The 22370-nt window shown below is 46.1% G+C and carries 17 protein-coding genes; 12 read left to right on the top strand and 5 right to left on the bottom strand.

What is annotated here, in order from left to right; translation table 11 throughout:
• Positions 1-40 precede the first annotated feature (40 nt).
• From P364_RS0119670 to P364_RS0119660, 3 genes are read left to right on the top strand one after another with little or no spacing between them, the layout of a single operon-like run.
• Positions 41-1807 carry a glycoside hydrolase family 2 protein gene (locus P364_RS0119670; RefSeq protein ID WP_024631792.1) on the top strand — a complete coding sequence of 589 codons (1767 nt, stop codon included), beginning with the start codon at positions 41-43 and terminating at the stop codon, positions 1805-1807.
• A gap of 50 nt (positions 1808-1857) precedes the next feature.
• Positions 1858-3642, top strand: coding sequence for a glycoside hydrolase family 2 protein (locus P364_RS0119665; RefSeq protein ID WP_029881127.1), 1785 nt, complete (start codon positions 1858-1860; stop codon positions 3640-3642).
• 12 nt (positions 3643-3654) lie between these two features.
• Positions 3655-4665: an aldose 1-epimerase gene (locus P364_RS0119660; RefSeq protein WP_024631790.1), complete on the top strand. Its 1011-nt coding sequence runs from the start codon at positions 3655-3657 to the stop codon at positions 4663-4665.
• A gap of 146 nt (positions 4666-4811) precedes the next feature.
• Here the strand turns inward: P364_RS0119660 and P364_RS0119655 are convergent, their stop codons facing one another.
• From P364_RS0119655 to P364_RS0119645, 3 genes are read right to left on the bottom strand one after another with little or no spacing between them, the layout of a single operon-like run.
• Positions 4812-5342 carry a chromate transporter gene (locus tag P364_RS0119655; RefSeq protein WP_024631789.1) on the bottom strand — a complete coding sequence of 177 codons (531 nt, stop codon included), beginning with the start codon at positions 5340-5342 and terminating at the stop codon, positions 4812-4814.
• Between the two features lie 24 nt (positions 5343-5366).
• Entirely contained in the window at positions 5367-5969 is a 603-nt protein-coding gene (locus P364_RS0119650) for a chromate transporter (protein ID WP_036663678.1), read from the bottom strand.
• Positions 5970-6012: 43 nt separating this feature from the next.
• The gene (locus P364_RS0119645; protein ID WP_024631787.1) at positions 6013-7551 is read right to left on the bottom strand and encodes a sulfatase family protein; all 1539 of its coding nucleotides are present in this window, start codon (positions 7549-7551) and stop codon (positions 6013-6015) included.
• Between the two features lie 122 nt (positions 7552-7673).
• On the opposite strand from P364_RS0119645, the gene P364_RS0119640 reads away from it, so the two are divergent.
• The 7 genes from P364_RS0119640 (at position 7674) to P364_RS0119610 (ending at position 17788) form a co-directional block, all read left to right on the top strand.
• The gene (locus P364_RS0119640; protein ID WP_024631786.1) at positions 7674-8528 is read left to right on the top strand and encodes an AraC family transcriptional regulator; all 855 of its coding nucleotides are present in this window, start codon (positions 7674-7676) and stop codon (positions 8526-8528) included.
• 75 nt (positions 8529-8603) lie between these two features.
• Positions 8604-10403 carry a sensor histidine kinase gene (locus P364_RS0119635; RefSeq protein WP_024631785.1) on the top strand — a complete coding sequence of 600 codons (1800 nt, stop codon included), beginning with the start codon at positions 8604-8606 and terminating at the stop codon, positions 10401-10403.
• A 3-nt stretch (positions 10404-10406) separates the two neighbouring features.
• The gene (locus P364_RS0119630; protein WP_024631784.1) at positions 10407-12140 is read left to right on the top strand and encodes a response regulator; all 1734 of its coding nucleotides are present in this window, start codon (positions 10407-10409) and stop codon (positions 12138-12140) included.
• 125 nt (positions 12141-12265) lie between these two features.
• Positions 12266-13834 (top strand): extracellular solute-binding protein, encoded by a 1569-nt coding sequence (locus tag P364_RS0119625; protein ID WP_024631783.1) that lies wholly within the window; start codon positions 12266-12268, stop codon positions 13832-13834.
• A 33-nt stretch (positions 13835-13867) separates the two neighbouring features.
• Positions 13868-14830: an ABC transporter permease gene (locus tag P364_RS0119620; RefSeq protein WP_024631782.1), complete on the top strand. Its 963-nt coding sequence runs from the start codon at positions 13868-13870 to the stop codon at positions 14828-14830.
• 15 nt (positions 14831-14845) lie between these two features.
• The gene (locus tag P364_RS0119615; protein ID WP_024631781.1) at positions 14846-15739 is read left to right on the top strand and encodes a carbohydrate ABC transporter permease; all 894 of its coding nucleotides are present in this window, start codon (positions 14846-14848) and stop codon (positions 15737-15739) included.
• Positions 15740-15769: 30 nt separating this feature from the next.
• The gene (locus tag P364_RS0119610) at positions 15770-17788 is read left to right on the top strand and encodes an alpha-L-arabinofuranosidase C-terminal domain-containing protein (RefSeq protein WP_024631780.1); all 2019 of its coding nucleotides are present in this window, start codon (positions 15770-15772) and stop codon (positions 17786-17788) included.
• Between the two features lie 136 nt (positions 17789-17924).
• On the opposite strand, the gene P364_RS0119605 is transcribed toward P364_RS0119610, so the two are convergent.
• The gene (locus tag P364_RS0119605) at positions 17925-19178 is read right to left on the bottom strand and encodes an MFS transporter (protein ID WP_024631779.1); all 1254 of its coding nucleotides are present in this window, start codon (positions 19176-19178) and stop codon (positions 17925-17927) included.
• 155 nt (positions 19179-19333) lie between these two features.
• Complete coding sequence (locus tag P364_RS0119600) at positions 19334-19807, bottom strand: MarR family winged helix-turn-helix transcriptional regulator (protein WP_024631778.1); 474 nt, start codon at positions 19805-19807, stop codon at positions 19334-19336.
• A gap of 151 nt (positions 19808-19958) precedes the next feature.
• On the opposite strand from P364_RS0119600, the gene P364_RS0119590 reads away from it, so the two are divergent.
• Together P364_RS0119590 and P364_RS0119585 are read left to right on the top strand one after the other, a co-directional pair.
• The gene (locus P364_RS0119590; protein ID WP_024631777.1) at positions 19959-21305 is read left to right on the top strand and encodes a spore germination protein; all 1347 of its coding nucleotides are present in this window, start codon (positions 19959-19961) and stop codon (positions 21303-21305) included.
• The gene (locus tag P364_RS0119585; protein ID WP_024631776.1) at positions 21298-22368 is read left to right on the top strand and encodes a GerAB/ArcD/ProY family transporter; all 1071 of its coding nucleotides are present in this window, start codon (positions 21298-21300) and stop codon (positions 22366-22368) included. Before P364_RS0119590 ends, P364_RS0119585 begins: the two co-directional genes overlap by 8 nt.
• Positions 22369-22370: the final 2 nt, after the last annotated feature.

The following is a 22370-nucleotide window of genomic DNA, read 5'->3' as shown; positions in this document are numbered from 1 at the left end:
GGCCAACGCGCCAAATATAGAGGAGATCGGGGAGAACAATATGACTACCAAATCTTATAGCAAACATTATCCAAGACCACAATTTGTCCGCAAGGAGTGGCTGGATCTGAACGGGGAATGGGATTTTTCCTTCGATGATGGCAAAGTAGGAGAAAGCGAGCATTGGTATGATCGTGAACAATTTCCGAAGGGCACCCAAATTATTGTTCCTTTCACCTATGAAACCAAAGCAAGCGGAATCGGGATCGAGACATTTCATCCACGGGTCTGGTATCGAAGAAATGTGCTGATCCCGCAGGAGGCTCAAGGGAAGAGGACGATTCTTCATTTTCAGGGTGTAGACTACAAGGCAAAATGCTGGGTGAACGGGACAGTTGTCGGAGAGCATGAAGGTGGTTATGCTGCCTTTTCCTTCGACATCACGCCATACGTTACGTACGGTTCAGAGAACAATATCGTGCTTGAGATAGAGGACAGTCAGAGTGCAGTGCAGCCTCGTGGAAAACAACGCTGGGTGGATCAAAATTTTGAATGCTTTTATGTACAGAGCACCGGGATTTGGAAAAGTGTATGGCTGGAATATGTGAATGAGGCAAGAATTGATGCAGTCAAAATGACACCGGATATTGATCGACATATGATTCGATTGGACTTTCAGCTGCATGGAATTGAAGGCAGGAACAATTTGCGTCTGGAGACGCGCATAGAGCTTAATGGGCAGCATGTACAAACCATCAGCCTGTCTCCAGACAGACCTTGGATGACGATAGAAGCCAGTGTAAAACACGAGGCAGGCGGTCCGTGGAAACAATCGTTGTGGTCACCAGGATCACCGAACCTGTACGATATTGAGTTTGTTCTGTACGAGGACGAGAAAGAAAGCGACCGGGTTCAGTCCTATTTTGGCATGCGAAAGATATCGATTGAAAACGGGCAGATTCTGCTGAATAACGCTCCACTGTATCAGAGGCTGATTCTGGATCAGGGCTATTGGCCGGAGACCCATCTGACACCTCCTTCCGAGGAAGCGCTGATTGAGGATATCGATTACATTGCTGCAATGGGATACAACGGAATCCGTAAACATATGAAACTGGAGGACCCGCTCTTTTTATATTGGTGTGATGTAAAAGGCATGCTGGTCTGGTCAGAAATGGCAGCGACCTTCGAATTCAATGACGAGGCTGTCAGCCGCTTCACCAAAGAATGGCTGGAAATTGTACCTCAGCAGTATAATCATCCATGCATAATTACCTGGGTTCCATTCAATGAATCATGGGGTATACAGACCATTGCCCATGATGTAAGGCAGCAGCAGTTCACCCAAACCATCTATCACCTGACAAAAGCGATTGATCCGTATCGTCCGGTGGTTACCAATGACGGCTGGGAGCATACGGTATCAGACATTCTGACCCTCCATGACTATGTGGAGACGGGAGACGCTTTTCTGGAGCGCTATCAGGATAAGGATATGATTGTAACGAACCAGATCGCATCCAACAGATGGAAATTTGCTTTTGCGGAAGGATATACGTACAAGGGCCAACCCATCATCATTAGTGAATTCGGCGGAATCGCTTTTCAATCGGATAAAGGCTGGGGATACGGTAACCAAGTGGATTCGGTAGAGGCTTTCCTCGAACGTTTCAGATCCATTACCGGGGCAATTCAATCCATTCCCTATATCTCTGGCTATTGTTACACACAGCTTACGGATGTGCAGCAAGAGATCAACGGCCTGTTGACGGAAGAACGCAAACCGAAGGTTCCGCTGGAAGAGATTCGAAAAATCAACCTGGGGTGAAGCCTGAGCTATTTACTAGAGATCCACTTAGAACAGGAGAGTTGAACATCATGCTGCGACAGGATTATCCAAGGCCGCAATTTGTGCGGAAGGACTGGATGAGTTTGAACGGGGAATGGGAATTTGAATTCGATGATCATAACAAGGGACGTTCGGAAAACTGGAATGAAGGCAAACAAGCATTCAGCCGCCGAATCCAGGTGCCGTTTGCTTTTCAAAGTCAGCTCAGCGGGATAGCAGATCCGGATTTTCACGATAATGTCTGGTACAAACGGACTTTTGACATTCCAGAGAACTTCACCGGCAAACGGCTGCTGCTGCACTTCGGAGCCGTGGACTATGAAGCCTCTGTATGGGTGAACGGGAAACTGGTGGTTCGGCATGAGGGCGGGCATACGCCATTTCATGCCGATATTACGGATGCTCTGCTGGAAGGAAACAATGTGCTGACCGTACAAGCGATCGATTATAGCAGGGATGTGACGCTGCCGCGTGGGAAGCAGTTCTGGCAGGAACAATCCGCCCAAATTTTCTATACCTGCACGACTGGAATATGGCAATCGGTGTGGCTTGAAGCTGTTGCCCCCGTTCATCTGCAGAAGGTGCGCCTGACTCCCGATGTCGATCGCAACGAGATCGAAGTCACGGCTCATCTTCAAAGGGAACAAACTGATCCAAGGGATTGGGATGCTCAAGATGTCAGACTGCGTGTACAGATTGCTTATCAGGGAGAGCAGCTGTCTGAAGACGAATATCGAATCAGCGGCAAAACAGAAACCCGTACCATTGGGCTTCATACTTTTAACGAGCATGGTCTTGGCAGGCTGTGGTCCCCAGAGCATCCCAATCTCTATGACATTCATTTCACTGTGTTGGTGGATGGTGTGCAAGTCGATGAGGTCGACAGCTATTTCGGCATGCGCAAGATTTCCATTGAACAAGGCAAGTTGTTTCTGAATAACCGTCCATATTATATGAAGCTCGTTCTGGATCAAGGGTACTTTCCGGATGGTAATCTGACCCCGCCGAGTGATGAGGCTATCCGGCGTGATGTGGAATTAACGAAGGAAATGGGATTTAACGGCGCCAGAAAACACCAGAAGATTGAAGATCCAAGATACCTGTACTGGTGTGATCAGCTGGGACTGCTGGTATGGGGAGAGATGGCGAATGCGTACAATTTCTCGGAACAATACGTCGCTCAGGTAACACGGGAATGGCAGGAGGCGCTGGAAAGGGATTACAACCATCCATGTGTTGTGGTCTGGGTTCCTCTTAATGAAAGCTGGGGCGTTCCCAATATCCTGACCAGCAAGGAGCAGCAGTATCACGCCTTGTCGATGTATTATTTGACCAAATCGCTGGATTCCACCCGTCCGGTCATTTCCAATGATGGCTGGGAGATGGTACAGACCGACTTGTATAACATTCATGATTATGAATGGAGAAGGGACGTTCTGGAGGACCGGTATCGTACCCGTGAGAATGCGGTAAGCGCCCTTCCGGGCAGTCGGAATCTGAGCGTGGGTGGCTACCGTTATGAAGGACAGCCTATATTAATTACCGAATTCGGTGGAATCGGGTATAAGAAAAGTGAATGGGAAGGCTGGGGTTACTCCGGAGCGGAAAATGACGAGGATTTTGCCCAGCGGCTGCATGCCGTAGTACAGCCGTTATTGGATTCCCCAGTTGTCGAAGGATTTTGTTACACACAGCTGACGGATGTAGAACAGGAGATTAACGGTCTGTTGACGTATGATCGACAGCCCAAGATGCAGATGGAACAGATAAGAGCCATTATTGAAGGGCGTTATCCATCGTCTGCTGGCGAATAAGGAGGGGAACACATGTTGAACACAAGGGAGACAAGTAATTCCTGGGAAGGCGATTTTCAAGGGGAAAAGGCCATTTACCTTCGTTTCGGTTCCAGTGAGGCTGTGATGCTGCCGGAGATAGGTGGTAATCTGGTCGCGTTTCGTGATCTTGAGCGGGGGCTTCGCTTCCTTCATGAGCCGTCACCCGAAGAAATGGAATCATTCAAGGCAAAACCGATGATTCATGGGATCCCCGTCCTTTTTCCGCCTAATCGCTATGAGAATGGGCGGTTTGCCTGGAACGGGCAGACACTTCAGCTCCCGGTGAATGAGGAAGCAACAGGAAATCACTTGCACGGATTTTTGTATAATACGCCCTGGGTTGTGGATGAGTATGGACATACCGAGAAGGAAAGCTATGTCTCGGTGTCCATTACCATTGATGAAACTCATCCGGTGTATGTGACCTTTCCTTTTCAATTCAGGATCACATTGCGCTACTCGCTGAGCAGTGATGGACTTATGCAGCATGTGAGGATTCGCAATTATGGAGACTCCTGCATGCCATGCCTGATCGCTTTTCATACCTCAATCAACGCACCGTTTAATACGGGAGGATCGGCTTCTGATTACAAGCTCAAGCTGACCATCGGAGACAGATGGGAATTGGATCAACGTATGCTGCCAACGACACGTTTTCAGCCCCTGATTCAGGAGGAAGAGCTGATGCGTGACTCCGGGGTATATCCGTTCTTTGCAGAAATGGATAACCATTATACTGCTGTACCGCAAAACGGAAGGAATCGGATGGAACTTCAGGATACGAAGCATGGAATGACACTGATCTACGATGTGGGAACCTCATATAAACAATGGATGATCTGGAACAACAATGCAGAAGAAGGCTTTTTCTGTCCTGAACCCCAGATCAATCTCGTGAATGCACCTAATCTGGATATGCAGGCCGAAGAAGCTGGATTATTTAGTCTGGAGCCCGGAGAGATCTGGGAGGAAACGAGCAGATTATACATGCGTCAATCGTAAAATAAAATGAAGGGGAGCAGCCAGGACAGCTATTGCTGTGATCGCGCTGCTCCTTTTAAAACCATTGAAGGGAGTAACCTGTTTGAAAAAAAGGGTAGCAACCTACATTTGTCGGCGGAGAATCTTCCTGGGTCGCCATGCTGGCTTTAGAATAAAATAATGCCAGCGGCTCCGGCAACAATAAGAACCAGCAGGGGATGAAGCTTGTACTTGAACAGGAGAAACAAACATACTCCGCTAATGAGCAGTGTTGCAATCCATACCCAGCTTATGCCTGTGTCTTCAACTGGATAACCAAAATGAATGGCAGCATAGATGATGAGTCCCGTCGTTACTGGACGCAAGCCGTATAAAGATGACTTGACCCATGGATTGTCATGCACCCGATAAAATAGGGCAGAGAGTAACACAATGACAACTAATGAAGGCAAAATCATACCCGCCGTAGAGACCGCGGCTCCGATATAACCTGCCGTTTTATAGCCAATCAACGTTGCCGCATTGGTTGCAATCGAGCCGGGCGCCATGCCGGCCAGCGCTACGGTTTGCTGGAATTCTGAACTTGTCAGCCAACCTTTTTCCGTGACCTCGTGCTGAATGATCGGGATAACCGCATAACCGCCACCAAACGAAACGAGGCCTACACGTATAAACATCATGAACAGGTCCCAGTACATGTCGATCGCTCCGATTCGTCTTTCTTAAATGTAATATTCCAGTTCCGGGTAGCTTCCTGTTACGGATTCTTTTTCCATTTTCACTTGCAGCCCTAACCGCTTTTTGATCCGAATTACAGCCATACCGCTTATCAATCCCGAAACAATAAGATAGAGGGGATGGATACCTGCAAACAACAGCACAGCTACGGTCACAATGGCAGCTATCGTTGTTGTTGTATCTAAGATGGAATACCTGGCCGTCCGATAAGCTGCCATACTGATTAGGGCAATAATGCCACCGTTCATTCCTTTTAAAGCGGCGTCAACTTTGGGTTGGTTACGAAATATGATGGCGAACACGCTAATCAGAATCACAATTATAAACGTGGGACATGTCACGCCGATGACGGCCGAAACAGCTCCCGCGATGCCTGCCTGGCGATGTCCGATCATCGCAGCGGCATTTACGCCAACACCTCCAGGAGCCGAGCCGGCAAGCGATATAAGCTCACCGATCTCGTCCTCTTGCATCCATTTTTTCTTGTTCACCACTTCACGTTCAATAATGGGCAGCATTGCATATCCGCCTCCAAATGTGGAAGGACCGATGCGGAAGAATATCCAAAAAAGCTGTACCAGTACCATACATTGTTCTTTCAGGTTTTTGATGCTACCCTCATCCTTTCCATCAGGCATGATGAATTCGAGGCATCGGCATGGACTCTTTGCCAAGCTCAGCCCAGATATATTTGAGCAGCAGCTCTGTCTTGAGATGGGTGTATTCTGGTTCATTCCATAGGTTGAATCGTTCATCGGGGTCCTTTTCAAGATCGAAAAGTTCACCATAGGTTTGATTGTAATAAACGGTGATCTTGTAACGCTCTTCAATATATGTTTTTTGATGAATCGTCGTGGGCTCGTGTCGAAATTCACAGAGAGCGTGATTCCGAACGGCTTCCCCGATGCCAAGCCACACGTTCTTTTGATCCAATCCCGTCATGGCGTGGGGAATTGCAATGTTGCACAGGGACAGAAAGGTGGGAGCCAGATCCACCAGCGATTGTATGGCATTTGATTTTCTCGCAGCAGGCACCTCACCTGGATATCTTACGATAAATGGGATTTTGATGAGATCCTCGTAATGGAATCCGCCCTTGGCCTGAAGACCATGCTGCCCGAAGAAATGACCGTGATCGGTTGTGAAAACGACGATAGTCTCATCTGCAATGCCCAACTCATCCAGCTTATCGAGAATTTGGCCAATATATTTATCCATCATGCTGATCATCCCGTAATACACGCCGACCAATTTTTTCTTGTCATACTCTGTTAAGCGGGACTTGTCGCCATATTCATAATAATGATGCGAACGGTAGCCGTGAATGCCGAAGCCGGTTTCAACCCAATCTTCAAAATTCGGATTTTCTTCTTGGGTCAATTGAAAATGGGGCGGATTACGATCATGCTCCCCGGGTGTTATGGAGGGGATCGTAAGATCATCCGGGTCATACATCGAATCCCACGGTTCCGGTACGAGATATTCCGGATGCGGGTCGAAGAAGCTGGCCCACAGAAAGAAGGGATCATCGGCATCGGTATATTGCTGCAACAGGGAATTGGTTCGCTCGGCGATCCAGGTGTTGTAGTGATATTTCTCAGGAATGGGCCACGTATACGTTACGGAAGGATCCATCGTTCCTGTTGGGGGAAGGAAGTAATCCCTCCAGTTGGTACATCCCTGTTCTTCCAGCCACAGCGCGTAATGCTGACCGATATGCGCTTCATTCGTATGATTACGGGTCAGCTCAACGTGGTCAAAACCGTAAAATGGTCCATGGAAATGTCTCCAGTACTCCAAATCCTGCAGGATGGGATACGCTTCTACCGACGGGTAGACTTCTGTGGATTTTAAAGGCTGAAAATGTGCTTTACCCACCAGTGCGGTGCGGTAGCCTGCTTCACTGAAACTTTCCCCGACGGTATGACGGTCTTCAAGCAATTTTGTGCCCAACGTCCAGGCCCCGTGCTGACTGGGATACATGCCCGTAATGATGGAAGCACGGCTAGGAGTGCAGGTAGGGTTCGGGCAATATGCCCGCTCGAACGTTGTTCCTTGCCGGGCGAGCCGATCCAGATTGGGTGTGGAAATTTCAGACTGAAAAGCTCCAATCGTGTTCCAGTGCTGCTGGTCGCTGGTGATTAGCAAAATGTTAGGTGTTCTCGACAAATGAAATCGCCTCCTAGGATGATGATATTGAAAAAAACGAGTTATAAAAATAGCCCGGTGTTATATTTTTGTTGTCATTTTGTTATTATCAAACAAAAAAGAGAAGGAGGGGACTCGCCAAAATGCAGGAATATGAGTACGAGTATGCAGAATTCATCTACTATAAGCCGGGTTATTTGGATAAAGAGGAGCACATTTGGCCAGTCCGGGCAGGACGAAGTGTAGCCAAATCCAATTACCGGGTTGGTCCCAAGCGTATTGAGTGTTACAGTCTTCATTTTGTGCATGAAGGCATGGTCAGGTTTGAGTTTGATGGCAAGCGAGTGGACCTGCAGAAAAATGATCTGTTTTGTCTGTTTCCCGGCAGAACCTATTACTATCACATGCTTCCCTCGGAATCTTCGCTGCAAATGAACTGGCTGGCATTGGATGGGGCTAAAGTCAAACCATTATTGGAGCTGGCTGGCTTAACTCCGGAAAGCCCGTTCGGCAAACAGATGTTTACTTCTCGGGTCCAAGAAACGTCTGATCGTCTGATTCATGCATTGGCATGTGTGGAACGGTGGAAGCCTGCAGTATCACTGGAGTTGCACGGGTTGGTATACGGATTGTTGGCTAGTATTGTTCCCGACACCAACTATACACAGCCTACGGAACTGGCGAGTTGGATTCATGAATGCATGGATTACATGGAATTGCATGCAACAGAGGGCATTTCCGTGCAGCAGGTCGCCGACTTTGCGGGGGTGCATCGTTCGTACTTCTCCAACATGTTCACCAGTCAGGTCGGTCTGCCTCCGTTAAAATTCATGCAGCGAATAAGAATGGATAAGGCCAAACAGCTTCTAAAAGATACCGATGCAACCATTACGGAGATTGCTTTGTCGCTGGGTTACCCGAATTTATATTCATTTACAAGAGCATTCAAAATCTATTATAAAGTTCCTCCAATCATGATGCGGAGAACCTCAAGCTGATCCTGAACATACTGCTGTCCAGTTTGGAGAACGCTTACTTTTTTTGATTGGATTTTGAAAAAGGAGACTCCCACAATGAAGCTCTCTACAATGCAGAGATGGATTTCACCGAAACGCAGCATTCAGGGGAAAATTTTTATCGCTTTTATTGTCGTTACGCTTGTATCCATCGTTTCAATTACGGTCATTGTTTATATGAGCATGCGTGAGACGATCATGCAAAATGCCATCACGTCAGTTTCGGACAGCCTAAGGCAGGCGGATGAATCATTGAACATGATGCTGGAAGAGATTGATCGTCTGAATACCGTCGTGGTGACTAACAAAAACACGGTCATTGACACTTTGCTTAGTCCGAATGAGGAGATCAGTTATGAGTGGTTCCAGGAGCAGAAGCGGATGGATGAATTTCTATCGTCCCTGATTGATTATAAGGCTTACATTTCACGGATCGCCGTTGTGGGCCTGAACGGGAAGGTGTATTTCTCGGGTGGGCCTTGGCTGGACAGAACGATCTTGGGAACGCCAGTGATGGACTATATGCTGCAGAATGGATCAAGGCACGCATATTTCAAACAGACAGGGGTGTCAGATGCTGTCACCATTGGTCGGGAGATTCGTTACGACCGTGCACCCATTGGGGTTGTTATGGTTGACGTGAATTATGAATTTATCCAGAAAACATATGACGTGAGGCCGACTACAGATAGCATGATCTATGTACTGGACAAGGAAAATCGCTTCGTCTATGAAACCCGAGCTACCGCATCTCTTGCTCCTTCATACGAGGAAATTAAGGACATTAATCAGCAATTCGGAAGGAATGGTGACGCGGTCAGGAAATATATGGATGGAAAAGAATACATCGTTCTTTGTCGTCAATCCGACTATACTGGGTGGAGCACTATAGCTTTAACTCCAATAGATTCTCTTCTGACCGAATCTGTAAGGCTGCGCAAACTGCTGGCAGAGGTGTCCATTATCGTATTTGTCGTTGTGCTGATCGTTTCACTACAAGTCTCTTCCCGAATTACCCTGAATATTCGAAAACTAAAATCGCTGATGATGTTTGTGAAGGATGGCAATTTTACGCTACCCAAAAAAGAGATTAAAAGCGAAGACGAGACAGGGCAACTGTATCTTGTCTTTATCAGTATGATGGAAGAATTGAAAAGACTGCTCGAAGGAATCCGCCTCAGCGAGAAAGAAAAGCGGGAAGCTGAACTGACCGCGCTTCAAGCACAAATCCATCCACATTTTTTGTACAACTCGCTCAATACAATCAAGTATTTGGCCAGATTGAACGGAGTGCCGAACATTGAAGAGGTGTCGGGATCGTTGATTGAGCTCATGCGGAGTGTCCTCGGAAATTCAAGCGAATTTCTTACACTACGGGAGGAATTAGCATATGTTGAGCACTATGTCTCCATCATGAAGTACAGATATATGAAGCCGATTCGACTGATTACCGAGATTGAGGATGACGCATTGCTGGATTGCCGGGTCTTGAAGTTGATGCTGCAGCCTCTAGTTGAAAACGCAATTATTCATGGTATTGGACCACTCGAACAGGATGGATTCGTGTTGATACGGGTGTATGAGGATGCAAGCCATCTCCATATTGATGTGGTGGACAACGGCAAGGGGATCACGGAGGAGCAACAGAAGAATTTACTGGAAGGTACGGGCACAACAGGCGAAACATCACGTTTTAGTGGAATGGGTGTACGTAATGTACACGAACGAATTGTTCGCATGTATGGCGACTCCTATGGCGTCCATTTGTGCAGTGAACCGGGGTTTTACACCAAAGCCGAGATTCGGCTGCCCAAACTCGAGAAACGTATGGAAAATACCAAACGAGAGGTGACATAAGCCATGTTTCAGGTACTACTCGTCGATGATGAACCGTTGGTACGCCATAATCTATGGACGTTATTGGACTGGGCAAACTATGGATTCGAATTATGCGGTCAGGCGCATAATGGGTTAATTGCTTTAACGATGATTGAGCAGTCGCCACCGCATATTGTGATTATTGATGTAGATATGCCTGAAATGAATGGTGTAGAGCTCAATCGGACCATTAAGGAACGTTTTCCGTGGATAAAGACCATTATGCTTAGCAGTTATGATGATTATGACTACGTGCGGGACTGCCTGAACAATGGCTCCATCGATTATTTGCTCAAGCATCGGTTGGACGATTCAACGCTGCTCCACATTTTGAATAAAGCCGTATCGGAATTGCAGCAGGCAGATCGGTTGCGTGAGAAACACGTCGCTGAGAAGGCAGAAGCAGAGAAAGGGAATTCCGAAGTTATGCGGGATTATTTGCTGTATTTGCTCAAAAGACAGACGAAAGCAACGTATGGGTTTGAGGATTTTCCCCGGAAATACAATCTGTATCCGCATGCGTCCAGATATGCAGCAGCAGCTTTACAGATTGTTCCGTTCCTGCTGCTGACAGAGTCATACAGTGACGTGCAGACCAATGGTCTGATTCATCAGGTCGTCGATATGATGCAGCAGAGCCTGGGTGATATCCATGAACGGACAGCGGTGTACGTAGAGGAAGGGCGATTTGTTATCGTGTTTTCTTTCAAGGAAAGAAGCGAGCACATCATACAGCGTGAGGTAGATGGACAACTGCGGAAGATTCAGCATGCATTGGAACTGTTCCTGAATCTGCAATGTGTAACCGCTGTGGGACATGTATGCACCAGTCTGTCCCAGTTGGCATCCAGCTACTGCTCAGCCGAAAGCACACTTGACGGATCTTCCTCGAAAACGTTCAGTAGTCCTATCATTCCCGAAGAAAGCCCATGTTCGGACAAACATTCATCGGACAAGCGTTCAGATGAATTCCATCAACGCCAGCGTGTTTCACTGACCATTGAGGAGCACAAGCAGCTGCTGTTATCCATAGAAAGGTTTGACAAGCAAGGCGTTCACCAATTGATTTCCTCTATTTTTGCTTCGATAGACCACCTGCCTATCCACTCACATACGGTTCAGATGATAGTCAGCGAGCTCATGCAAATGGGTGATAAAGCATGGAAGAGCTGCTTGCCTTCCACAGATCCAGCGGTAGCTAAGCTGCCTTCAAGAAGCGAGCTTGGTCGAATGAAAAACATAAGAGAGCTGGAGCATGGCCTGCAATCCTTCTTCTCCAGCCTGTTTCATTTGCTGAATCAGCATCGTGTGGTGGGGGCCTATTCTCGGCATGTCACGCAGGCCATTCATATCATCCTGGAGAAGTATCCAGGTTATGTCACATTAGAGCTTGCTGCAAATGTCATTGGGCTGAATGCCTCCTACTTAAGCAGAATATTCAAGGAGGAGACGCAGCGGACTTTTTCGGAATATCTGAATCGTGTTCGGATTGATGAAGGGTGCAAGCTGCTGGACAGCGGTCAATATTCAATTAAAGAAATAAGCATGCAAGTGGGTTTTACGACGCACAACTATTTTTTCAAAGTGTTCAAAGAAATAACGGGTTTGACACCGCAAGCGTATATGAGCAATCCGGGAAAAAGAAAGAACGATATAAAGCATCCTGACATACTTACGGGGAACGATGCCGATCAGAGCAAAACTCAAAACTTGTAAAATATGTGGAGTAAAGGGTCATATTATTGTAATTGCCTTCCATGCCTAGTGAATTATAATGAGCACACACCAATAGCAAACGCTTACAATTTACATTTGGTGATAAGAATTGGGGGGCACAACTTATGCGTAAACGCTGGGGAAGAAATGTGATTATGACAATGATCGCTTCCAGTTTGATGCTGGCTGGATGCAGTTCCGGTGGAACCGCTAACGAATCTGCATCAGAGGTATCGAAAAACGACGTTCATACGACCGGGTTTCCAATTGTGGACCAACCGGTAAACCTCAAGATGTTTACCCGAATTGCACCCGTAAATGGCCCTTTCAAGGAGATGCCGGTTTTCCAGGATTACGAGAAATTGAGCAATGTGAAAGTGGAATTCATTGAAGCGCAGACAGATGGTTTTCAAGAGAAAAAAAATCTGCTGTTTGCATCAAATGAGCTACCTGATGCCTTGTTCCGTTCAGGTCTTTCCCCGCTAGAAGCCATTCGCTACGGTTCGGCAGGCCAGTTAATTTCGTTGGAAGGACTTATCGATGAGTACGCTCCGAATTTGAAGAAATTAATGGAGGAATACCCCGAGATTCGCGCAGGCATCACTACACCGGAAGGTCACATTTATACGATTCCGGGGATTGTTACGCTGAGTGCGGCCCGGACGGATAAGAAATGGATCAATCAGATGTGGCTTGACAAGCTGAATCTGGAAGTGCCGGAGACGACCGAAGAACTGTACAACGTTCTGCTTGCTTTCCGTGATGGCGACCCGAATGGGAACGGTAAACCGGATGAACTACCGATGACAGCCCGTGTAGGTTTATCTGTTGTGAGCGCGATGAGCGGATCCTTCGGTTTGGATTCACAGCTTGGATATAACATTAATATTGAAAATGACAAAGTAAGCATCTGGATGGGCAGTGACCAAAATAAAGAAATGCTGATGTATTTAAACAAGCTGTATAAGGAGAAGCTTCTGGATCAGGAAATATTCACACACACGGAAGCACAGTATCTGGCCAAGCAGGGATCGGGAAATACAGGCTTTTTCTTTGACCAGACAAACAATAACTTTTTGTCGATCAAAGACCAATATACGGGTATCGCCCCACTGGAAGGTCCGCAAGGTGATCGATTGCAGAGCCAGGCTTTGCCCATTGCCAGAGATTTTGGAGCCTTTGCGATCACATCCGTCAATCCATATCCTGAAGTCACGATGCGTTGGATTGATTATTTCTACAGTGATGAGGGTTCTACGCTGTTGAGATTTGGAAGAGAAGGCGAGCATTACGAGATAAAGGATGGTATTCCCTACTATACAGAGGACTTCTTGAAGGATATCAGCAATCAGGCCAAAATCACGCCTTACGCAGGAGGAGGCGCACCACATCTCATCAGCGAACAGGTTGCCTCTTTTATTAATCCACCGCAAGTGCAGGAGGCACAGCAAAAGCTTGATCCGTTCATGCCAAAAGTCCGCTATGCGGCTCCAATGTTTGATGAGCAAACCGCCCAGGAAGTCAATATTTTGCGAAATGATATCGACAAATATTACGAAGAACAAAGTACAAAATTTATCGTAGGTGCGCTTGGCTTTGACAAATGGGAGCAATTCCAGTCTACGCTCAAAAAGATGAGAATCGAGGAGCTGGAGAAGATATATCAGGATGCTTATGACAAGATGCAGAAGTAATGCTGAAACATCATGGATGAGGAGCAGATGCCCATGAAAAGCGCCAAAACGGATACAACGATTACGATGCCACGAAGTCATTCAAAAAAGAGTTCAGGCCTCTTAAGGCAAATGGGCAAAAGATTGGATCTATACCTTATGCTGCTTCTTCCAGTCACTTGGTATGTGGTATTTCACTATGCTCCGTTGTATGGACTGCAAATTGCGTTCAAAAATTTCAATCCGGCCAGAGGAATTCTGGGCAGCAGCTGGGAAGGCTTCGGTCACTTCGAACGATTTTTCAATTCATATTATTTCTGGAGACTACTATGGAATACACTGTCCATTAACCTGTTCTCCTTATTGATTGCCTTTCCGATTCCGATCCTGCTGGCACTGATTATCAATGAAATTCGCAATAAAACCTTCAGCAAGTGGCTGCAGAATATTACGTACATTCCCCACTTTATTTCAGTGGTTGTTATCGTTGGCATATTGAATGTGTTTCTCTCGCCCCATACGGGTCCGGTCAATCTGCTGATTGAGGCATTCGGAGGTACACCGATCCGTTTTCTAGAGGAAGCGGGTTGGTTCAAGACCATTTTTATCAGCTCGAATATATGGCAGAACATGGGATGGCAATCCATTATCTATATTGCAGCCTTGAGCGGTGTGAACCCGCATCTGTATGAAGCAGCCAAGATGGATGGAGCGTCAAGGCTGCGGCGTATTTGGCATATATCGCTGCCCGGTATTGCTCCAGTTGTTATCATTTTGCTCATTTTGGATATTGGTCACTTCATGAACGTGGGGTTTGAGAAAATTTTGCTGATGCAAAACAATCTTAATCTGGAATCGAGTGATGTCATTTCAACGTTTGTCTATACGACAGGGATCTTAAAGGGAGAATACAGCTATACAGCTGCTATCGGACTCTTTAATTCAATCATTAATCTGGTGTTGCTTTTACTAGTCAATCGGATTGCGCGCAAGACGTCTGAGACGAGTTTATGGTAAAGGAGGGCAAGGCCCATGTCCAAGCAGGCGACACTACAAGCCAGTTCCAATGAACGAATTTTCGATGTAATCATATACATCATAGCTTCAATTATTATCATCGCTGTGCTGTATCCGTTGATTTTTATCGTCAGCGCTTCGTTCAGTGATCCCACGAAAGTATTAAATGGAGAAGTGTGGTTGCTGCCCAAAGGACTGACTTTGGACGCCTACACGAACATTTTGCATAACGAGAAGATTTGGATGGGGTATCGCAATACGATAATTTATACGGTTGTGGGCACCGTGATTAACATTATCATGACCGTGTTGGCCGCATATCCCCTTTCGAGACCTGATCTTCCCGGGCGTAATATAATCATGGTTTTTATCACGCTAACAATGTTTTTCAGTGGTGGATTAATTCCAACGTATCTATTGATCAAAAATTTGGGCATGGTGGATACGATGTGGGCTCTGATTGTACCCGGCGCGATCGCCACATACAATCTGATCGTGATGAGAACGTATTTCCAGTCGAGTATCCCCTGGGAACTGCAGGAAGCTGCCCACATGGACGGGTGCTCCAATTGGCGGCTGCTTCTAAGCATTATTCTGCCCCTGTCCAAGCCGATTCTTGCCGTGATGGTGCTGTTCTACGCTGTAGGACACTGGAATTCATTTTTTAACGCGCTCATCTATATTCGCAACGAAAATCTGCATCCGCTTCAACTGGTACTACGCGAAATTCTGCTGATCAGCCAATCCGATGCCGTAGACGGTAACATTGGACTGGAGGACAAAATCCTGCTCGCGGAGAGCATCAAGTATGCGGTGATTATCGTTTCCAGTTTGCCTGTACTGTTGATGTATCCTTTTGTGCAGCGGCATTTTGTTAAAGGGGTCATGATTGGATCGATTAAAGGTTAAATCCATATCAATCACAATGATGGAGGAGCTATGTTAAAATCAAACGCAAGGATTAGTATCCATTGTAATAGCTTAAGCGAGCACACGGTCAACCCTTATTTGTTTGGACATTTTGTGGAAGACATTCGGGACCATATGGAGGCGATGCTTGCATTTCCATTGAAGGATATGGACTTTGAAAGCGAAGCTGAATCAAGAACTTCTGTATCGGGGAGCTGGCAGGCTTACACCAACGGGAGAAATACTCAATATGCGATGGAACCCCCGGCTCTCAGACATTCGGGTCGCGCTCAGCGTATTCGAATCTTAAGTGATGATGAAGCGTACGCGGGGATTGTACAGAGGTCCGCATTGAAAGGGCCGATGGATTACACCGTCCATATTGTTGCGCGGGCTTCCATCGAACTACAATATTTGATGGTCGAAGCGGTTGATAGACGAACGGAAGAAGTGCTTGGTCAGTTAAAAGTCGAATTGGACAGCCATAACTGGCGGGATTATGAAGGACGGATGACGATCGTGCGCGCTTGCCCCGATGCAGAAATTCGGGTGTATATTCCGGCCGAGCATCCAAGATGGATTGATCACGTCTCTACTGGAATGCTCTGGCTGGATCATGTGTCTCTATTGCCTGTCGATCATATTGCCCTAGTGAAACGTGAAGTGGTAGAGATGACGAGAGCACTAAACGCAGGCATGATGAGACTCGCAGGTAACTACATTAGTGCTTATCACTGGGAGCATGGCATCGGCCCGGTTCTGGAGAGACCCGTCATGTACAATGAGGCATGGGGAGGATGGACGAGCAAATATTTCGGAACGGATGAATTTATCCGCTTTTGCCACGAGCTGCAGGTAGAACCTCTGATTTGCGTGAACGATGGCTCGGGTACACCTGAAGAAGCCGCCCAATGGATCGAATATTGTAATGGTAGTGTGGGTACGCCGATGGGGGCTCTTCGGGCGAAGAATGGATCGCCGGAGCCTTATCACGTCAAGTACTGGGAGATTGGCAACGAGGTTTGGGGGCAATGGCAAGTGGGTGCATGCTCTGCGGAACAATTTGCGGAGCGGACCGTTCAGTTTGCAAAGGCGATGAAGGAAGTGGATGATTCCATTGTGTTACTGGCCTGTGGACATTATGAGCAGGATTGGAATAAAACCGTGCTTGCTCTGGCAGGAGAGCATATCGATTATCTAACGTTACATCTGTATCATGGCTACGGTCCCTTTGGCATGAATCAGGATACGCCGGCTGAGGAGCGGTACAAAGCAATGGCGAGTTATCCCGAGTGGACCCGGCACTATATCCGCCAGACAACGGAGGTCATCCATTCCGATGTCAAACATCAACATGTGAAGCTGGCGATCACCGAGTATAACACGATGTATTATCCTAACACTGTGCGAAAAGGACTGCCAGACGAACACACCCTTGGCGCTGCCGTGGCGAATGCGGCTAATCTGAATGAAATGATTCGTTGCAGTGATAGCGTGCACATCGGAAGTTTCTCCGATCTGGTTAATGGTTGGCTAGGGGGATGCATTCGCGTCGGGGATTTCTATGCTGATCAATATCGGGGCAAGCAGGCTGGATGGAGTGGACGCCAGCTCACGATTTATGGAACTCCGACCTATGAAGTGTTAAAGCTTTACGCGAATCGGGATATTCATCATCTTCTACCCGTGAAGACCGAATGTGGAACATTCTCTGTAGCTTCAAACAAAAAAACGCCTATAGATCTGGACGCTCTTCCCGATCTGGACATTGTAGCCGGGACGAATGTTGATCGCAGCCTGGTCACCCTGTTTATTGTGAACCGAAGCTTGGAGGAGGTACGGGTTGAGCTGGATTTGCAAGCTTTCGATGGAAGCGAAGAGGCGACCTTATATGAGATTACCAGCGAATCGCACAATCATATCAACTCCGTGTTCCAACCAGATCATATCAAGTGCACAGAGCGTAGTGTTTTGACCGAGGATTGGCAGCGTGGTTACTTATTACGTCCTTCATCCATCTATGTACTGGAGTTTGGAAAGGTAGATTAACTGATGAGTTGACGTCCCGTAATGTAGATAACATGGTTTCAGAATGTGTACTTAAGTTCTGAAACCCTGTTATTTATTCGAGATGGTTTCTCGATCACCAGATCAATAAGTTACTTGTCTAATGAAAATAAGCATTTTAAATATTCACCAGCGTTCTTTTATACAACACGGGTATTGCTGCTGCTATAAGGATTACACCCATGACAGCAGGTGCGGCATGACCAAGGGATACATAGATTTGACCTCCAATGATAGGACCAATCATTCTCGCTAAAGCCTGTATGGATTGGCTACCTCCCTGAACCCTTCCTTGTTCACTGGAATCAACAGATTTCGAGAGCATCCCGTTGAATGAAGGCCCGAAGATCGAATCGCCAAAACCAAATATAAACATGCCAGCGATAAAAAGAGGATAGAAGGAGAACAAAGTAGACAGCGCAATAAGACCGTAGCCTATAATCTCCGCGATCATTCCAAGAATGGCTATCTGTTTATCACCAAGTTTTTTCAAAAGCTTTGGCATGATAAGACTTTGTGAGATGATGTCCTGAACACCCATAATCGAGAACATAAGTCCAATGAGTGCTGGCTTCCAGCTGAAAGTATCTATTGTTAATTGTGAAAAAACGGCCTGTAATGATCCGTTGGGTATCCACAGTAAGAATGCTGAGATAAGCAACCTGTTTAAATTTTTCATGGAAAGCAGGTTTGCAAGCTGTATGAATGGATTAAGTCTTGCAAAAGTAATTTCTTTCAGTCTATTTTTCTTGTCAAGGCTCTCAGGCATAAAAAAGAATCCATATATAACATTCACTAAAGTGATAACTGCTCCAAAATACATGGGTGCAGCATAATCAATCTTGGCCAGTAATCCGCCTACAGTCGGACCAATGACGGTACCTACACCTACAACTGCGCTCACCCATCCAAAGTATTTGGTTCTCTGTTCTGGAGGAATGATGTCTGCAAAATATGCGAAGATCGTGCCTATGCTCCCGCCTGTTATTCCCTCAATGATGCGCCCCGCAAATAGTACCCATAGAGCACCTCCTATGCCAAAAATCAAGTACCCGATTGCAGAACCCAAAAGGCATATCAGGAGCAATGGGCGACGGCCATATTTGTCGCTCAGAGCGCCAAGTACGGGGGATGCAAAAAACACGCAGAAGGCATACACAGAGGTCAACAGCGTAACAACAATAGCTTGTTCTCCCGGACTGCTTATATAAGGCTGCACTAAGAACGGGACGACAGGTGCTATGATACTGAAGCCTATTCCGCAAAGAAACACAGAGATAAGACCGAATAATAAAGCATGTTTATCTATGGTTGGTTCTGTTTTCTGTTCGATGTTCTGTTTATGGTGTGATCGTGATCGAAATTTAAACATTAATTTCTCCTCTCCAGAGTAGCGATTTTATTTCCTTGGAAACATTAATAGCGTACAACCACTTTGTTTCCTTGTCAACAAAATAATATCGATAAAAAAGGCAGCCTGCTCTTTATAGAGCACGGCTGCATTTAGTTTACTTTCATGATTCGGATTTATTCCGACTTGATATCTGCACCCAGTTTCTTGATCTCTGCATCCAAATGCCGATTATACTTGTCCACAAAGTGAAGCATGCTGTCGAATTGTTCCTCGGTTACCTGCTCAAATACGGCTTTATCTCGCTCTTGAAACTCGTTATGCAGATCCTCATGAATTTGATAAATGGCTTTTCCTTGCTCCGTCAGCCTAAAGTAGATTTCTTTCTTGTTATCCGACTTCTGGTAGCTTTCGATAAGGCCTTTTTGTATGAGCTTTTTCGTTAATTTACTTATGGCACCGCGAGTCATATAAAAGGACTCCGCAAGTTTGGTCACATTGGAATCTACATTTTTTTCAATGTATTCGATGCAATGTACTTCAGAAGGCTTATAACCCTTAAGACTGTCTTCCATCTTATCCTTATTAAGCCGAACGATCTTGTTATATAAGTCTCTGAAACCCACTAAGACCTGTTCTTCTTTGTTCATGGCTTATCCTCCCACCCGTTGGTGCATTATAACATTATATTAAATTTTGGCTTCCAGTACAAAAGCCTTTCTGATTACTGCATAAATCAAGGTGCCTTTCTGAATAAACTTTTTTCTGAACGACATACTACTTCCAAAGAGGTGGTAAAATTTGCAGCGATTACATGAACAAGATCTTCACGATATAGAAAAGCAGATCTCTGAACATTTCAAAAAGAGCTCGGATTTCTTAAGCAAGAACGTGGTTATCGCCGATCAGGAATTCAGAGCGTATTACATGGAGAGCCTTGTCGATTTTCCAACCACATTGTCAGCAATTAACCAGGCGGCGAGTAGCGAAGAGAACGGATCATTTCAAAATATGTTCAGTCCGTTTGAAGAAGAGGCCTCCATGTCAATGGATGAGATATCCGGCCATATTTTGCATGGAAAGCTTGTTCTGTTTAGCACAGAAGGGATGGCAGTTGTCATGGAACCGGAGCATACTGACATTTCGCGATCTGTCAGTGCACCGGAGAGTGAGAATCCCCTTCAATCTGCGTACGATGCTTTTACAGAAGATATTAATAAAAACATCGGTTTGCTGCGGAAAAAGATGATCTCCGATGATTTGGTTATTGAACGACGCGAAACCGGAACTCGGTCTACCAAGAAAATGGCCATGGTATACCTGGAGGGAGCTGCCCAAGGCAAGGTCATTGCGTCTATTCGGGATAGACTGGAACAAAATAAGGACAAGGAACTGACTACGGTAAGGGATCTGATCCGTATATTGGGGCATCCGAAATTCTCAGTAACACCTACGTATATTTCCTCGGAGTTGCCGGGAGAGATGGTACAGCATTTGATGAACGGAAAAGTGATTATATTGATTGACCAATTTTCGTTTGCCTTTGCTTTTCCAGCAATTATAACGGATCTATGGTCAACAACGCTGGACGTTAACTATCCGTATCTGTTTCAAGTGTTTTTACGAACCGTACGGGCGGTTGGTGCACTTTTGGCCATCACGCTTCCAGGTATGTATATCGTGCTGAATTCGGTGAACCCGGAGCTGTTGCGAATACAACTCGCCATAACAGTAGCCAAGAGCAGAGAAGGGGTTCCGTATCCTTCATTAATTGAAATGCTGCTGGTCATGCTGCTGCTGGAGATGATTATTGAAGCTACGATTCGACTTCCCAAAAACATTGGACCTACGATAACTATGATTGGCGGTATTCTGTTGGGACAAGCGATCGTCCAGGCTAAACTCGTCAGTAATCTATTAATTATTATATTGGTTGCCTCAGCAATTGCCAATTTTGTGCTGGCGGGTTATATGAATACGACGGGTATACGAATGTATAAATACGTTGTCATGCTCATCAGTTCCTTTTTTGGGATATGGGGTCTTGAGGCAGCAATGATTTGGATTGTATTGTACTTTGCCTCGTTGAGCACTTGCTCTGTTCCTTACTTAAGTTTAAGTGTGAAAGGAAAAGCTTCAGATGAATAAAGCTCAGATTTTGACTCTGTTTGTTCTGCTTCATCTCGCGTCGATCTTTGCTATCTTCCCCGAACGCATCATCTCTGCGACTTCAAAAGGGCACTGGATTCCCATAACAATCCTTTTTCTGGCTGAGCTACTGGTTCTGTGGCTCTACTTAAAAGCGTTGTCCCAGTTCCCAGGAAAAACAGTGGTCGACATCTGTAATGAGTCACTGGGCAAATGGGGAACGAGGCTAATCGTTCTGCCTTTGCTCATCTTTCTATATATCGAATTATTTTTGCTTATGTATTTCCAGTCAGGTGAGATTAAAACTGTACTTCTACAAAGAACACCGCCAGCAGCGACAGGGGCTCTGTTCATCTTGCTTTGTTTCTATGCTGTTTGGAAAGGACTTCATATAATCATCCGAGCGAGCATCGGTTTGTGTATCCTTTTGATGCCATTCATTTTTTTCTCCATGATGATTAGCATCCAGAATTTCAGAATCAGCTACATATTTCCGATTTGGGATAGCGAAATGTCGTTTTTCTCCAATTCGGATTTCTATGTATGCACGGTTATTTCAGCCGGGTTTTTATTCCTGGGCATGATTCCCTCCAAGAAACGCATTAGCTTTGGTAAAGCTGCTGCTGCGGTCGGCATTATATTTGTGTTTGCCTTGGGGTCTGTATATGTTCCACTGCTTGTATTCGGGCAGGAAACAGTAGTGCACTTGCAGTATCCGATGCTTATGGCATCAGATACCATTGATTTGGAGTGGGTTGTATTTGATTGGCTCCCCAGCTTTTACGTGGTGGCCTCAAGTGCGCTGGGCGTGTTGAAGGTTTCGGTTTTACTCTGGATTCTGGTCTCTCTAGTGAAACAGCTGTTTATGCCGAAGATCAACAGATTATGGATTATCTCCCTGGCATGCGTCTCCTTGTACCTGATTAGTCTGTGGATACCGGATATGAACGCATTGAATACATATCTGTATCTGAATTCTTACTTTTGCGTTTACAGCGTGATCGGTTTTCCGATCATTGTATTCCTGGCGGCGCAATGGCGGCGAAAGAAGGTGGGTACATGAAC

The organism is Paenibacillus sp. MAEPY2 (genome assembly GCF_000499205.1).
Lineage (GTDB): Bacteria > Bacillota > Bacilli > Paenibacillales > Paenibacillaceae > Paenibacillus > Paenibacillus vandeheii.
This window is presented reverse-complemented; position numbering and strand designations above follow the sequence as displayed.